Source organism: Ruegeria sp. E1, from assembly GCF_056534225.1.
This window is the reverse complement of record NZ_JBQFPE010000008.1, coordinates 56,233-70,603: the sequence shown is the minus strand read 5'-3', so window position 1 is coordinate 70,603 and position 14,371 is coordinate 56,233. Positions and strand designations below refer to the sequence as shown.

The 14,371-nt window shown below is 58.7% G+C and carries 14 protein-coding genes; 8 read left to right on the top strand and 6 right to left on the bottom strand.

All coding sequences use genetic code 11. From position 1 onward, the window contains the following. The first annotated feature begins 14 nt into the window (after window positions 1-14). The 4 genes from ACR0FG_RS11725 to ACR0FG_RS11710 all read left to right on the top strand — a co-directional run bounded on the left by ACR0FG_RS11725 (window position 15) and on the right by ACR0FG_RS11710 (window position 3,388). Window positions 15-560 (top strand): HdeD family acid-resistance protein, encoded by a 546-nt coding sequence (locus ACR0FG_RS11725; protein WP_480893148.1) that lies wholly within the window; start codon window positions 15-17, stop codon window positions 558-560. 42 nt (window positions 561-602) lie between these two features. Continuing rightward, window positions 603-1,208: a 3-isopropylmalate dehydratase small subunit gene (gene leuD, locus ACR0FG_RS11720; protein WP_480893146.1), complete on the top strand. Its 606-nt coding sequence runs from the start codon at window positions 603-605 to the stop codon at window positions 1,206-1,208. A 330-nt stretch (window positions 1,209-1,538) separates the two neighbouring features. Beyond that, window positions 1,539-2,369 (top strand): hypothetical protein, encoded by an 831-nt coding sequence (locus ACR0FG_RS11715; protein ID WP_170711077.1) that lies wholly within the window; start codon window positions 1,539-1,541, stop codon window positions 2,367-2,369. Continuing rightward, window positions 2,366-3,388, top strand: a complete 1,023-nt coding sequence (locus ACR0FG_RS11710; RefSeq protein WP_480893144.1) for an endonuclease/exonuclease/phosphatase family protein — start codon at window positions 2,366-2,368, stop codon at window positions 3,386-3,388. The genes ACR0FG_RS11715 and ACR0FG_RS11710 overlap by 4 nt, the downstream gene beginning before the upstream one ends. A 22-nt stretch (window positions 3,389-3,410) precedes the next feature. On the opposite strand, the gene ACR0FG_RS11705 is transcribed toward ACR0FG_RS11710, so the two are convergent. Then, entirely contained in the window at window positions 3,411-3,938 is a 528-nt protein-coding gene (locus ACR0FG_RS11705) for a redoxin domain-containing protein (RefSeq protein ID WP_480893142.1), read from the bottom strand. A 91-nt stretch (window positions 3,939-4,029) separates the two neighbouring features. Between ACR0FG_RS11705 and leuB the strand changes: the two genes are divergently transcribed. Then, window positions 4,030-5,133, top strand: a complete 1,104-nt coding sequence (gene leuB, locus ACR0FG_RS11700) for a 3-isopropylmalate dehydrogenase (RefSeq protein ID WP_480893141.1) — start codon at window positions 4,030-4,032, stop codon at window positions 5,131-5,133. Between the two features lie 49 nt (window positions 5,134-5,182). Here leuB and ACR0FG_RS11695 read toward each other — a convergent pair whose 3' ends face one another. Then, window positions 5,183-7,369, bottom strand: a complete 2,187-nt coding sequence (locus tag ACR0FG_RS11695; RefSeq protein ID WP_480893139.1) for a transglycosylase domain-containing protein — start codon at window positions 7,367-7,369, stop codon at window positions 5,183-5,185. A 259-nt stretch (window positions 7,370-7,628) separates the two neighbouring features. Here ACR0FG_RS11695 and ACR0FG_RS11690 point away from each other — a divergent pair, with 259 nt between their 5' ends. Next, window positions 7,629-7,967, top strand: a complete 339-nt coding sequence (locus tag ACR0FG_RS11690) for a P-II family nitrogen regulator (RefSeq protein ID WP_170711082.1) — start codon at window positions 7,629-7,631, stop codon at window positions 7,965-7,967. Between the two features lie 30 nt (window positions 7,968-7,997). Continuing rightward, window positions 7,998-9,314 (top strand): ammonium transporter, encoded by a 1,317-nt coding sequence (locus tag ACR0FG_RS11685; protein WP_480893138.1) that lies wholly within the window; start codon window positions 7,998-8,000, stop codon window positions 9,312-9,314. 66 nt (window positions 9,315-9,380) lie between these two features. On the opposite strand, the gene ACR0FG_RS11680 is transcribed toward ACR0FG_RS11685, so the two are convergent. The 4 genes from ACR0FG_RS11680 to ACR0FG_RS11665 all read right to left on the bottom strand — a co-directional run bounded on the left by ACR0FG_RS11680 (window position 9,381) and on the right by ACR0FG_RS11665 (window position 12,358). Further along, the gene (locus ACR0FG_RS11680) at window positions 9,381-10,565 is read right to left on the bottom strand and encodes an amino acid aminotransferase (RefSeq protein WP_480893136.1); all 1,185 of its coding nucleotides are present in this window, start codon (window positions 10,563-10,565) and stop codon (window positions 9,381-9,383) included. Then, window positions 10,565-11,419 (bottom strand): 3-mercaptopyruvate sulfurtransferase, encoded by an 855-nt coding sequence (gene sseA / locus ACR0FG_RS11675; RefSeq protein ID WP_480893134.1) that lies wholly within the window; start codon window positions 11,417-11,419, stop codon window positions 10,565-10,567. The genes ACR0FG_RS11680 and sseA overlap by 1 nt, the downstream gene beginning before the upstream one ends. Window positions 11,420-11,512: 93 nt before the next feature. Next, window positions 11,513-11,782 (bottom strand): CBU_0592 family membrane protein, encoded by a 270-nt coding sequence (locus ACR0FG_RS11670; RefSeq protein ID WP_480893132.1) that lies wholly within the window; start codon window positions 11,780-11,782, stop codon window positions 11,513-11,515. A gap of 12 nt (window positions 11,783-11,794) precedes the next feature. Beyond that, complete coding sequence (locus ACR0FG_RS11665; protein WP_480893130.1) at window positions 11,795-12,358, bottom strand: helix-turn-helix domain-containing protein; 564 nt, start codon at window positions 12,356-12,358, stop codon at window positions 11,795-11,797. A gap of 106 nt (window positions 12,359-12,464) precedes the next feature. Here ACR0FG_RS11665 and ilvD point away from each other — a divergent pair, with 106 nt between their 5' ends. After that, entirely contained in the window at window positions 12,465-14,297 is a 1,833-nt protein-coding gene (ilvD, locus tag ACR0FG_RS11660) for a dihydroxy-acid dehydratase (RefSeq protein ID WP_480893128.1), read from the top strand. The last annotated feature ends 74 nt before the right edge of the window (window positions 14,298-14,371 follow it).

Sequence of the window (14,371 nt, the reverse complement as noted above, 5' to 3'; positions counted from 1 at the left end):
GATGGAGAGACAAAATGAGTGATTGGGTCAAATGGCTGCTGTTGGGGCTATTGTCCATAGCGTTCGGCATCTTCGTGCTGGGCGCGCCGGTGGTGGCGTCCGTCGCAGTGACCGTCGTGACCGGTATTCTGCTGCTGATCGCGGGCGCGTTGCAGATCGCCGGCGGTTTCACCGTTGAAGGTACTGGCAACAAGATCCTGTCGCTCATCATGGGTGCGGTCATGCTGTTTCTGGGCTGGTCCTTTCTGGATCACCCGCTGCAGGGCACGCTGACACTGGCGACTGTGATGCTGATCCTGTTCATGGCAGGCGGCATCGCGCGGGTCATTCTGTCGTTCCAAATGAAAGGAACACAGTTTTTCTGGCCTACGATGATCTCGGGCATCTTGTCGATCGTGCTGGCCGGTATCATCTGGTCTTATGCGGCAGCAGAACCGGCAGCCTTGCTGAGCCTTTTGGGCATCCTGCTGGGCATCGAGATGCTGTTCAACGGGTTCGGCCTGATCTTCATGGCGTTCTTCGTCAAGAACGCACCCAAAGACGAAACAAAAGAAGCTTAAACGCGAGGCACGGGCGCGGCCCTACCCCGCAGGAGTGTAGACATGGAAAAGTTCGACAAAGTCCACGGGGTGGCCGCCCCAATGCCGCTGATCAATATCGACACCGATATGATCATCCCCAAAGTGCACTTGAAAACCATCAAACGGTCCGGCCTTGGCGTCGTGCTGTTTGACGAGATGCGCTATCACGATCATGGCGGCGAGAATGAAGATTTCGTTCTGAACAAACCCGCCTATCGCAACACCGAGATTCTGGTGGCCGGCGACAATTTCGGCTGCGGCTCATCACGCGAACACGCGCCTTGGGCGATCAAGGATTTCGGCATCAAGGTTGTGATCTCGACCAGCTTTGCTGACATCTTCTTCAACAACTGCTTCAAGAACGGCATCCTGCCAATCGTGGTCGAGGAAGAACACCACGCGATCCTGATGGAAGACGCCCATAAAGGTGAAAACGCCCGTATGACCGTTCATCTGGAGGATCAGCAGATCACGACATCGGACGGCGTGGTGATCGAGTTCGACATCGACCCGCACCGCAAACATTGCCTGCTGAACGGTCTGGACGATATCGGGCTGACGATGGAAAAAGACCACCACATCGACAAATTCGAGGATCACGCAAATCAGGCCCGCCCCTGGGTATGATTCTGGGGACGATTCTGTGGATACTCAACCTAACGGGGTCGCAAAGGCGGCCCCGTTCGCATTCTTGGGGTTAAGGATCCCGCAACCACAACATGTAGGGTGCTGATTTCAATACACGTCGGATTTGCGTCGGAAATGATGCAAAGGCGCACCAGTTTTGCCATCATTTTGCCCGAAACACAGTGTTTTCTGCCCCTTGGCTTGAGCAGTCAGTTCAATGCCGCCACTGTTGACGGAAAAGAGGCATCCGTCAAAAAAAGAGCGGCGGGCACAAGTTGGAACCAAGTTGACACAGAATCGACTGGTCCGGTTTGGAAAAGGGTTCGGATAGTGATTGCACGCACAACGGGGGCGGCGATACGTGGTCTATTGGTGGCACTTTTGGTGCTCACTCCTGCACTGTATCTGCCGGCATCCACTCAAAACGGGACAGAGATCGTCGTCTTTCTGGCGATCCTCGCGTTTATCCTGACCTTTTCGGAATACAATTCCGCATTTCCCAGCCTGATCGAATTTCGTGACGCACCCCCCGTCAACCGACTGCGTTTTGTTGGCCTGATGACGATGGTCATGTTCCTGACGCTGATCTGCAAAAACGCCTATGCACCCACCGCGATGACCGGCATGGCGTATTCGACGGGTCTGATGATCGCCAATGTCGCTGACTTTCCCTATTCTCCTGTGCGTCTTGTTGTTCTGATGCTGCCCTCTGATGCGGCCGCGCCGCTGGTGGAACTGGTCCGTATCTCGGCCGGGGTTGCCTATGTGGCGGCGCTGGTGACGATTGCCAGCTTTGCATATGCCGTGAAACTGCGCGGCTGGCCGACCGGAAACGGCGCCTTCAATGTCTGGACAAACCTGCCGCTATTCGATCCCACCAAGGGCGGTGACGTCGTCGCGCGGTTGCAGCGGGATGGCCGCCTGAACATCTCGATCGGGGTGTTGCTGCCGTTTCTGATCCCCGCACTGATCAAGATGCTGTCAGCGGTGATCGACCCGATCGCGCTTAGCAACCCGCAGACCCTGATCTGGACCCTCAGCGCCTGGGCATTCCTGCCTGCCAGCATGATCATGCGTGGCATGGCCACCCTGCGCATCGCCGGGCTGATCGTGGAAAAGCGCCGCGCCTATTCGACCTCCGAGGCCACCCAGACTGCATGATCCGCGCGCTTGTCCTGACGCTGTTGCCGTTGGCGGCGCAGGCGGAGACGATACGCATCGCCACATTCAACGCCGAACTCAGTCGGGATGGACCCGGCCTTTTGCTGCGTGACATTCAGCGCGGCGATCCACAGGTTACTGCCGTAGTTGAAGTTCTGGCCGCGACCCGCCCAGATATTGTTGCCTTGCAGGGCATCGACTGGGATCTGGACGGGCTTGCTCTGGACGCGCTGATATCAACGCTGAAAGTCGCGGGCCTGCACTATTCTCATCAGTTTGCAGATCAACCAAATACCGGGCTGGAAACCGATCTCGATCTCGACGGTAACGGCAAAACTCACGAACCCCGAGATGCACAGGGCTGGGGGCGGTTCACTGGCCACGGCGGGATAGCTGTTTTGTCTCGCTTTCCCATCTCGGCCCCCGAGGTCACTTCGTTTACCGATCTGCTCTGGCAAGACCTGCCCGGCGCGACGCTGCCTGAAATCAGCGGCGCCCCGTTTCCATCCGAACAGGCGCAAGCGGTTCAGCGTTTGTCTTCGACCGCGCATTGGATGATTCCGATCGATACACCAGTGGGGCAGATGAACCTGATGACATTCCACGCAACACCACCTGTTTTTGATGGCCCCGAGGATCGCAACGGGCTGCGCAATCGCGATGAGACACGCCTTTGGTCCTTGCTGCTGGATGGTGCATTGGGTCCTGCACCCAAAGACCGTTTCGTCATCGCCGGGGATGCCAATGTAGACCCACATCTGGGCGATGGGCGCAAGGACGCGATTGAGGCTTTGTTATCTGATCCGCGTCTGCAGGATCCTCAGCCAAAGACCCCAGAAGGGTCTTTGACCACGGTGACATGGAAAGGAGTAGGAGACAGGCGGGTGGACTATGTTCTGCCCTCAGCTGAATGGGTGGTAGAAGATGCGGGTATCTACTGGCCCGAAACCGAGGGCCACGAACCAGCGGCAAGCGCCAGTCGACACCGTCTTGTCTGGGTCGATCTGAGCGTCAACTGATCCACAGCCCCGCCGCGCTTGTCTACAGCGGACCGGTGTAGGTACCACGCGCGGGATAGTTATTTGCCAGCGTGAATTTCAACCCGCCAACAATGTCCGACATGGGTGGGCGGGCAAATGGCGTGGTCTGCTGCCAGACGTAGTACAACGTCTGGTCTGCCGCGACATAGAAATGCCCGGGCTCGGCAAACAGGGCAGGTTCTGCACTGCCTTCGCGCGCCACCGAGATGTTCAACCCCCAGACATCCCGCGCCGCAGCCAGTGGCAGGCTATGGCCCACGCGCAGCCTTGAAATCCCGGCCTTCTCGACCGTTTCAGCCGCGCGTTCAGCCGTATCCGTGGTGATCATGATCACCTCGACCCCCAACTCGGCGAAATCGTCCAGTGCAGCTTCGACCTCGCCCATCTGGCGGATGCAGATCGGGCAATGCAGGCCGCGATACTGAATCACCAGTGTCCCGTTTTCACCCGTGTCGGTTGCAAGATCAAAACTGCCATGGCCCACGGTTTCGATTTTCAGGCCAGGGGCGGGATTTCCGGGTGTCAGCATGTGTTTTCCTTTTGATTTGGCGGGTTCGTCTCATTGACCCGGTGCCGCGCAAACGCTAGGGCGAATGCAACAAAACGCAAGGAGACCTTTCATGTCCAACCCCTCGCTCCTCATCCTGCCCGGAGACGGAATTGGCCCGGAAGTTATGGCCGAAGTGCGCAAAGTCATCGATTGGTTCGGAACCAATCGCGACCTTCACTTTGACGTGAGCGAGGATCTGGTCGGCGGTGCAGCCTATGACGCGCATGGCAAACCCCTGTCGGATGAAACCATGGCCAAGGCACAAGAGGTTGACGCGGTTCTGCTGGGTGCCGTGGGCGGCCCGAAATACGACGATCTGGATTTCAGCGTCAAACCCGAACGCGGCTTGCTGCGCTTGCGCAAGGAAATGGACTTGTACTCGAACCTGCGCCCGGCTCAGTGCTTTGATGCGCTGGCGGATTTTTCCTCGCTGAAAAAAGACGTAGTTGCCGGCCTCGACATCATGATCGTGCGCGAACTGACCTCGGGCGTCTATTTCGGCGAGCCGCGTGGTATCTTCGAGGAAGGTAACGAGCGAGTGGGCATCAACACCCAGCGGTACACCGAATCCGAGATCGAACGCGCCGCGCGCTCTGCCTTTGAACTGGCAATGCGTCGAAACAAAAAACTGTGTTCGATGGAAAAAGCCAACGTGATGGAGGCCGGTATCCTGTGGCGCGAGATCGTGGACCGTGTCGCGCAGGACTATCCCGAGGTAGAGCTGACCCATATGTATGCCGATAACGGCGCGATGCAGCTGGTACGCGCGCCCAAGCAGTTTGACGTGATCGTCACCGACAACCTTTTTGGCGATATCCTGTCGGATTGTGCCGCGATGCTGACCGGCTCGCTGGGGATGCTGCCCTCGGCCAGCCTGGGCGCACCGATGGCCAATGGGCGTCCCAAGGCGATGTACGAACCGGTACACGGCTCGGCCCCCGACATTGCGGGTCAGGGCAAGGCCAACCCGATCGCATGTATCCTCAGCTTTGCCATGGCGTTGCGCTACAGCTTTGATCAGGGTGCCGAAGCAGACCGTCTGGAGACTGCCATCGAAAAGGTTCTGGCCGATGGTGCGCGCACGGCAGACTTGCTAGCCGATGAAGGCGTAACGCCAATCTCGACCTCGGAAATGGGCGATGCAATTGTCGCTGCATTGAACGACAGCCTCTGAGAACCTTAGCAGGCGGCGTTTATGACGCCGCCTGACGCTACGATTGGCCTCAATTGCCGAAGATGTCGTTTAGCAACTTGTTCACCGCACGTTCAAACCCGCCCTGTTTGCGTCGCTGCTGACGTTTGGGCTGTGCGACCTGAACAGGCGGGTCCGGCGCCAGCATCGGCAATGGCGTGGGCGTCATGCCTTCGGTCACGCGCAGCATGGTTTCCTTCCAGATTTCCGCTGGCAACCCTCCGCCGGTAACCCCGGACAACGGAGTGTTATCATCGTAGCCCATCCAGACCCCCGCCACATAATCGGCAGTGAACCCAATGAACCAAGCATCGCGTGCGGCCTGTGTTGTTCCGGTCTTGCCCGCAACCTGCCACCCTGGCAGCTTGGCGCGACCGCCGGTTCCTTCGGACACAACCCTTTCCATCATCCAGGTCAGTTGCTTGGCGGCCTTGTCATTGATGACACGCTCACCAATACCGGTCGTCGTTACCATCATCGGGGTTTCGTCCCCCAACAGTTTCAGTTCGGTCAAACCATAGGGCTCAACCGCCGACCCCCCGTTCAGAATCCCTGCATAAGCGCCGGTCATCTCGATCAGCGTGCTTTCCGACGCGCCCAGTGCCAATGCCGGACCTTCGGCCAGATCGCTTTGAATACCAAACCCCGTGGCGACCGTGCGAACATTCTCTAAACCAGCGATATCAGCTACTTTCACCGCGGGAATGTTCAGCGAATTCTTCAGCGCATCCGCCAATGTCACCCGGCCATAATACTTGTTGGTATAATTCTTGGGACACCACTGACCCGATCCGGGAATATTCCAGCAGGTGGCTTCATCCATAACCGTATCAAGCGGCGAGTAGCCCAGTTCCAAAGCCGTCGCATAGACAAACGGCTTGAACGAAGACCCGGTCTGCCGCAACGCCTGTGTCGCACGGTTGAATGCGCCTGATACGCGCGTCTTGCGCCCACCGACCATCGCCCGCACCGCGCCATCGGCAGACATCACAACGATCGCGGCCTGCGCCTTTGAGCCTTCGCGCACTTTCTCCTGAAAGATGAACTGTAGCGCTTCTTCAGCTGATTTCTGCAATCGCTGATCCAGCGTAGTGCGGATGACCACATCTTCGGTTGTGTTGCGGGTGAAAAATTCAGGCCCGCTCGCCATGACCCAATCGGCAAAGTAGCCGCCAGCGCGCGCCGCGGCAGCCTCGGACAGTTGCGCCGGTCTGCTGCGCGCCTCGCTGGCTTGTGCGGCGGACAGGTAACCCTGATTTTCCATCAAACCGACAACCAGGCGCGCCCGGTCCTGCGAGCGTTTGAGGTTGTTGGTCGGCGCATATCGCGTCGGCGCAACCAGCAACCCGGCCAACATTGCTGCCTCAGAAGGGCTGACCTCGGCTGCTGAGATTCCAAAGTAGCGCTGACTGGCGGCTTCGAACCCACGTGCGCCCGCGCCAAGGAAGGCGCGATTCAGATAGATGGTCAGAATCTCATCCTTGGAATACTTGACCTCCATCGCGATGGCATAGATCGCCTCTTTGGCCTTGCGCCACAGCGACCCCTGACGGCAATCTGATTCATAAGCAGCCTCAGACTCCCAATCCTCGGGCACATAAGGAACGCCCAGACATAACAGCTTGGCGGTCTGCTGCGTGATGGTCGACCCGCCGTGGCCTGACAGCGGCCCACGGCCTTCGCTCAGGTTGATGCGGACGGCGCTGGCAACGCCGCGCGGGCTGACGCCAAAATGGCGGTAGAACCGTTTATCCTCGGTCGCGATCACTGCATTTTTCAGATGGGGTGAGACTGTATCGGCGGTGATCACACCTCCGAATTGGTCCCCGCGCCAGGCGAACACCTTACCTTCGCGATCCAGCAAAGTAACCGACCCCCGCGCGCGTCCATCCAACAGCGCATCCACATCCGGAAGCGTCGAGTAAACCACCCCGACAGCAATCGCCAAAAGCAACGCGGCAATTGCCCCAACTCGCCAGGTCAAGCCCCAGATCAATCGCCAGATCCAACGGAACATTCGACGGAAGATGCCCCCACCCTTGCCGCCTGAACTGCGTCGCGTCTTCCTGCGCGCAGACTTGCGCGTTGTGGTCTTGCGCGCCGTCGCTTTTTTGCCTGCCGGTTTGGCAGACCGCTTGGCCGTCGCGGGCTTGCGCCCCTTCGACGGGTATCGTTTTTCCGCGACAAGTGGCGACTTGCGGCGCTTGGACTCAGTCATGCTCAAACTCTGCCCGATTTTGCTTTTGCATCATCATACCCTGACCACACAGCTATGTAGAGGTGTGAAATTCCGGTATTTCCCCTCACACAAATGCCCAATATTTCAACATGCCGTGCAATTTGTGCAAAAAATGTGCAACTTTACGCCGATTTTCCTGGCGCCCACACCCTGAAAACATTTCCTACCCGGCCCAGTCACGCTCTTTTTCTGCAGGTGCAAACAAACGGGTTCTACCCGGAAAGCAGAGGGGACAGAGGTGAAACTGATCATAGCGACAATCAAGCCATTCAAGCTGGAAGAGGTGCGCGAAGCCCTGACCGACGCTGGCGTGCGCGGCATGATGGTGACCGAGATTAAGGGCTTTGGCTCGCAATCGGGCCATACCGAAATCTATCGCGGGGCCGAATACGCAGTGAATTTCGTACCCAAAATCAAACTGGAAATCGTGGTGCCCGCCACCATGGCCGACCAGATCGTGGAAACCATCTCCAACACCGCCAAGACCGGCAAGATCGGCGACGGCAAGATATTCGTCCTCGATGTCGAGCAGGCGCTGCGCGTGCGGACCGGGGAAACCAACGAGGACGCGCTGTAAGTCGCGCATCCGCAAAAGGACCAAGAACAGATGAAACTAAACCGTATTCTTCCCACAGCCGCCGTGCTCATCGCCTTTCCGGCTGCGGCTTTCGCTAACGATCCTCCGTCTTCAATGGAGGATGTGGGCTATATCTTCACCACGCTGCTGTTCCTGATGGCAGGGTTTCTGGTCTTCTTCATGGCGGCTGGCTTTGCCATGCTCGAAGGCGGGCTGGTGAGATCCAAAAACGTCGCCATGCAGATGATCAAGAACGTGGCGCTGTTTTCCTTTGCCGCGATCATGTACTGGCTGATCGGCTTTAACCTGATGTATCCCGGCGACGGCTGGACCATCGCGGGCTGGCTGGGGCCGTTCTTCTCGACCACCCAGCTGGACCCAGTCGGCATTGGCCCTGATGCGGCTGCGCTGGACTATGCCTCTATCGGGTCTGATTTCTTCTTCCAGCTCGTTTTTGTGGCAGCAACCGCGTCAATCGTGTCCGGTGCGGTAGCTGAACGGATCAAGCTGTGGCCGTTCCTGATCTTCGTCATCGTGCTCACCGGCATCATGTACCCGATTTCCGGCTCGTGGAAATGGGGTGGCGGCTGGCTCGATGCGCTCGGCTTCTCGGATTTTGCCGGATCGACCGTGGTTCACTCGGTCGGTGGCTGGGCAGCGCTGGCAGGCGCCCTCATCCTTGGCCCGCGTATCGGCAAGTACAAGGACGGCAAGGTTCACCCGATGCCCGGTTCAAATCTGGCGCTTGCGACATTGGGAACGTTCATCCTGTGGCTGGGCTGGTTCGGCTTCAACGGTGGCTCGCAGCTGGCGATGGGCACCGTGGGCGATGTGTCGGACGTGTCGCGCATCTTCGCCAACACCAACATGGCCGCAGCTTCGGGCGCAGTTGCAGCCCTGATCCTGACCCAGGTTCTGTACAAAAAGCCTGACCTGACCATGGTACTGAACGGCGCGCTGGCCGGACTGGTTTCGATCACTGCCGAACCGCTGGCCCCGACCCTGTTCGGTGCGCTTTGGATCGGTGCAGTCGGTGGCATCATCGTGGTCTTCGCGGTTCCGATGCTGGATAAGTTCAAGATTGACGACGTCGTTGGTGCCATCCCGGTTCACCTCTTCGCGGGTATCTGGGGCACCATCGCCGTGATCTTCTATGGCGAGGCCAGCCTGATCACGCAGCTGACCGGCATCATCGCTTACGGTGTCTTCACCTTTGCAGGCGCGCTGATCCTCTGGACCGTCCTCAAAGCCACCCTCGGCATCCGTGTCAGCGAAGAGGACGAGATCAACGGACTGGATATGGCCGAACTGGGTATGGAAGCCTATCCCGAGTTCTCGAAGGGTTAATCACCTTCGTCCGAAAACAAAAACCCGGGCGTTCGCGCCCGGGTTTTCTTTTGCCTGCAAGTTGGTTTAGACGCCGACGTCCACAATCGCCTTGGCCAGAATCGGCACCGTGTCGGCGTTCAGACCAGCGATGTTCAGGCGGCTGTCGCCAACCATGTAAATACCGTGATCGTTACGCAGTTGCTCGACCAGTTCGGGCGAAGCACCCAGGCGCGAGAACATGCCACGATGCTGGGCGACAAAGCCAAAGCGGTCAGACCCGCTCTGGCGTTGCAACTCATCGGCCAATTGCTGACGCAGGCCCAGCATGGACAGGCGAATTTCTTCCAGTTCAGCCTGCCAATCGGCGCGCAAGGCGTCATCGTTCAGGATCGTGGTCACCACACGCGCGCCGTGATCGGGTGGGAAGGAATAGTTCTGGCGGTTCAGGAAAGCCAGCGTCGACTGGTTCAGTGCCGTTTCCGCCGCATCATCGCTGATCGCCATCAGCAGGCCGGTGCGCTCGCGGTAGACACCGAAATTCTTGGAACAGGACGCCGCGATCAGGCAGCGTTTGACAGATGAAGCCACCAGTCGGGTCGCCTGCGCGTCTTCCTCAAGGCCGTCGCCGAAACCCTGATAGGCAATGTCGATCATCGCCACGAGGCCAAGGTCGTTGATGACGTTCACGACCTCTTGCCATTGCACCATGTTCAGATTGGCACCGGTGGGGTTGTGACAGCACCCGTGCAGCAGCACCACATCGCCCGCCTTGGCGGTCTTCAGGTCCGCCACCATACCGTCGAAATCAACGCCACGGGTCTCACCATCGAAGTAACGGTACTGAACCGTTTCCATCCCCAGATAGTTCAAGATCGACAGGTGGTTCGGCCATGTGGGGTTTGACACAAAAACGCGGGCGGCAGGGTTGGCCATGCGGATCATCTCGAACGCCTGACGGCAGGCGCCGGTGCCGCCGGGCGTTGCCACAGCGGCAATATTGGCGCGGGGCACGGACGTTCCGAGGATCAGACCGATCATCGCATCGGCAAAGGCCGGATCACCGGCCAGACCGGTATAGGCCTTGCTCTCTTGCTCTTCGACCAGACGGCGCTCGGCGGCTTTGACTGCGCGCATTACGGGCGTGACTCCTTCGGCGTTTTTGTAGACACCGACACCCAGATCGATCTTCTTATCGCGCGGGTCGTCGCGGTACATCTGCATCAGCGCCAGAATCTTGTCGGCGGGTTGGGGTTTGAGGTTCTCAAACATCAGGTCTCTCCGGTTGCGACGGGCAGGGTCGGGAAGGCACCCCATTCCGCCCAGGAGCCGTCATAAAGCGAGTGGTCTTTCTTGCCCATGCGTTCCAACGCAAGGCTGAGGATCGCGGCGGTCACGCCCGACCCGCAGGATGTGATCGCAGGCTTTGAAAGGTCGACCCCGGCACCCTCGAACACGGCGTGGCAGTCTTCGGGCGATTTCATCGTGCCGTTCTTGTTCAGCAATTGTCCAAAGGGCACGTTGCGCGACCCCGGGATGTGTCCTGCGCGCAGCCCCTCGCGCGGTTCGGGTTCGGTCCCGGCAAACCGCGCCGCCGAGCGGGCGTCGATGATTTCGTGATCCGCCAGTTTCGACGCAGAGGACACCTGCGTGACGTCCCGGACCAGATGGTTCTGAACGCGTACGGTCATATGGCGGTCACGGATGACAGGTGGCTGGTCTTCGACCGGTCGGCCTTCGGCTTGCCATTTGGGAAAGCCACCATCCAGTACGGCGATGTTTTCCTGTCCCATCAGGCGGAACAACCACCAGACCCGCGCTGCCGACATCAGGCCAGCGCCGTCATAAACGACGACCTGATGACCGTCACCCACACCCATCGCCCGAAGGCGCGACATGAACTTTTCAACCGGAGGCGCCATATGCGGCATGTCCGAGCGGTGGTCCGAAATCTCATCGATATCAAAGAACCGTGCGCCGGGGATATGGCCTGCGTCATATTCGGCCTTGGCGTCACGCTTTTGCGAAGGCAAGTACCACGACCCGTCCAGAATCCGCAGATCAGGGTCTTTGATATGCGCGGCCAGCCAGTCCGTGGACACGAGCGTTTTTGGATCGTCCTGCATCAAAGCCTCCCCAAAGCGAGCTTGAGTTGTCCCTATACGCGGCAGGGTATGGGTTCAAGGCTGGATAGCGCTAGCGCTGCCCAGGGACAGGATTTACCGAGTACGCCGAAGCCTGAAATGCTGAATGATCCCGATCAGACTGATGATGATCCAGAACCCTTCGATCAGCATCGATGCCAGATTGAAATTGTAGACCAGAGAATAGACGATCAGAACCGACCCCAGCAGGTTGACCACCGGAAAGGCCAGATCGTCCGAGTTCATCATCCGCATCTGGGTCGCGAAATACGCGGCAACCACGATCAGCGCTCCGACCGATCCCACAGCATCGACGATGGTCAGATTACTTAGCAATGCGGTCATTTAAACTGATCCCTAAATATCGGTCTGACCCGTGGCCAGCTCAGCCGGCTGGAAATAGTGATGCATGTTCAGAAAGGCTGCCCCCTCTGCCCCTGCGCGGTAGCCATGCGGCAAGTCTGCGGCAAAGCGCAACCCTTCTCCGGCCTGTAACGAGGTCCACTCGCCATCGCGCAACACGTCAAGCGCGCCGTTCAGTACAAAAACCTCTTCGGTCACACCTGCCGCATGGGCCGGGGATTCGTGGCTTTGGTTCGATGCCAGTTCAACATGAAAGGTTTCGGCGCCCAGCGCCGGATCAAATGGGAAAACGATTTTGACCTGAATGCTGCCCGGAAAGGTCACCGTTCGAAACACACCCTGCGCGCTTTGGTTCGACGTGCCGATCAGCGCGCTGAGCGGAACCCGAAACCCTTTTGCGATCTTCCAAAGCGTCGCGATTGTCGGGCTTGATTCGCCACGCTCGATCTGGCCCAGCATGGCTTTACTGACACCCGTCAGCTCGGCCACTTTGGATAGACTGAGGCCCGATGCCGCCCGCACATCCTTTAGTTTCAGCGTGATTTCGTCCGATTCCATATCCGCGCCCTGCGATTTGTCTTGTACGTTATAACGCACATATGCTACGTGCGTTATAACGTACGCACCCCGGATATCGCAACCCGGGCAAAAGGGAAACAGCATCATGCCAATGTACCGATCCAGAACCTCGACCCATGGCCGCAATATGGCTGGTGCGCGCGGCCTGTGGCGCGCAACCGGAATGGGCGACGATGATTTCGGCAAACCGATTATCGCCATCGTCAACTCTTTCACGCAATTCGTGCCGGGCCACGTGCACCTGAAAGACTTGGGCCAGATGGTCGCGCGCGAGGTTGAGGCCGCCGGTGGCGTCGCCAAGGAATTCAACACCATCGCCGTGGATGACGGCATTGCCATGGGTCATGACGGGATGCTGTATTCCCTGCCCTCGCGCGAAGTCATTGCGGATTCGGTCGAATATATGGTCAACGCGCACTGCGCCGACGCAATGGTCTGCATCTCAAACTGCGACAAGATTACCCCGGGTATGTTGATGGCCGCCATGCGTCTGAACATCCCTGCGATCTTTGTCTCGGGCGGGCCGATGGAGGCCGGCAAGATCGACATCGCCGATCTGGACGTGAAAAAGATCGATCTTGTAGACGCGATGGTCGCGGCCGCCGATGACAAATACACCGACGAGCAGGTGAAACATATCGAGGAAAACGCCTGCCCTACCTGCGGGTCATGTTCGGGCATGTTCACCGCAAACTCGATGAACTGTCTGGCTGAGGCGCTGGGACTGGCACTGCCCGGCAATGGCTCGACCTTGGCGACCCATTCGGATCGCAAAGAGCTGTTCCTCGAAGCCGGTCGCCGCATCGTCGAAATCACCAAGCGCCACTATGATCTGGACGAAAAAGGTTTCCTCCCGCGTGAGATCGCGACCTTTGAGGCGTTCGAGAACGCCATGAGCCTGGATATCGCTATGGGCGGGTCCACCAACACCGTGCTGCACCTGCTAGCCATCGCACATGAGGGCGAGGTGCATTTCACCATGTCCGATATGGACCGCCTGAGCCGTCAGGTTCCCTGTCTGTGCAAGGTCGCACCCAACACCGAGAATGTGCATATGGAGGACGTCCACCGCGCCGGGGGCATCTTCTCGATCCTCGGCGAACTCAGCCGCGCAGGACTGCTGCACGAGGGCTGCCACACGGTGCATTCCGGCACGATGGGCGAAGCGATTGCCAATTGGGACATCAAGATCGCCAATAACCCAAAGGCGCAAGACCTGTTCAAAGCCGCCCCCGGCGGCGTCCGCACCACGCAGGCGTTCAGCCAATCCAACCGCTACAAAGAGCTGGACACCGACCGCGAAGGAGGCGTGATCCGGTCCAGGGAACACGCCTTTAGTCAGGACGGCGGTCTGGCGGTGTTGTTCGGCAACATCGCGCGTGACGGCTGCATCGTCAAAACCGCAGGCGTAGATGAGAACATCCTGAAATTCACCGGGTCGGCCTATGTCTGTGAAAGCCAGGATCAGGCGGTCAACGATATCCTGACCGGCAAGGTGAAAGAAGGCGACGTGGTGGTCATTCGCTATGAAGGGCCACGCGGCGGACCGGGTATGCAAGAGATGTTGTATCCGACCTCGTACCTGAAATCGAAAGGTCTGGGTAAAGCCTGCGCTCTGCTGACCGATGGCCGGTTCTCGGGCGGTACTTCAGGTCTTTCGATCGGTCATGTCTCACCCGAGGCAGCCGAAGGCGGCGAGATCGGGCTGGTGCAGAATGGCGATACGATCGAGATCGATATACCCAACCGAACCATCCATCTTGCTGTATCGGATGAAGAACTGGCCGCCCGGCGTGAGGCACAGGACGAAAAAGGCTGGCACCCCGAAGCACCGCGCAAGCGTAAAGTGTCCACGGCGCTGAAAGCCTATGCGAAACTGGCGACCAGCGCGGCAAAGGGTGCCGTACGTCAGGTATAAAGGCTTGAGCGGCGGGATGCTCCCGCACCCGCTACGTGCCATCGGCTGCGCCGATACCCCTTGCGGGTTTGGGC

Coding starts and splice junctions, on each gene's coding strand:
- ACR0FG_RS11670 (WP_480893132.1), bottom strand. CDS start 11,782: ATGACCGCATTGCTAAGTAATCTGACCATCGTCGATGCTGTGGGATCG.
- leuB (WP_480893141.1), top strand. CDS start 4,030: ATGTCCAACCCCTCGCTCCTCATCCTGCCCGGAGACGGAATTGGCCCG.
- ilvD (WP_480893128.1), top strand. CDS start 12,465: ATGCCAATGTACCGATCCAGAACCTCGACCCATGGCCGCAATATGGCT.
- ACR0FG_RS11685 (WP_480893138.1), top strand. CDS start 7,998: ATGAAACTAAACCGTATTCTTCCCACAGCCGCCGTGCTCATCGCCTTT.
- ACR0FG_RS11710 (WP_480893144.1), top strand. CDS start 2,366: ATGATCCGCGCGCTTGTCCTGACGCTGTTGCCGTTGGCGGCGCAGGCG.
- ACR0FG_RS11695 (WP_480893139.1), bottom strand. CDS start 7,369: ATGACTGAGTCCAAGCGCCGCAAGTCGCCACTTGTCGCGGAAAAACGA.
- ACR0FG_RS11680 (WP_480893136.1), bottom strand. CDS start 10,565: ATGTTTGAGAACCTCAAACCCCAACCCGCCGACAAGATTCTGGCGCTG.
- ACR0FG_RS11725 (WP_480893148.1), top strand. CDS start 15: ATGAGTGATTGGGTCAAATGGCTGCTGTTGGGGCTATTGTCCATAGCG.
- leuD (WP_480893146.1), top strand. CDS start 603: ATGGAAAAGTTCGACAAAGTCCACGGGGTGGCCGCCCCAATGCCGCTG.
- ACR0FG_RS11705 (WP_480893142.1), bottom strand. CDS start 3,938: ATGCTGACACCCGGAAATCCCGCCCCTGGCCTGAAAATCGAAACCGTG.
- ACR0FG_RS11665 (WP_480893130.1), bottom strand. CDS start 12,358: ATGGAATCGGACGAAATCACGCTGAAACTAAAGGATGTGCGGGCGGCA.
- sseA (WP_480893134.1), bottom strand. CDS start 11,419: ATGCAGGACGATCCAAAAACGCTCGTGTCCACGGACTGGCTGGCCGCG.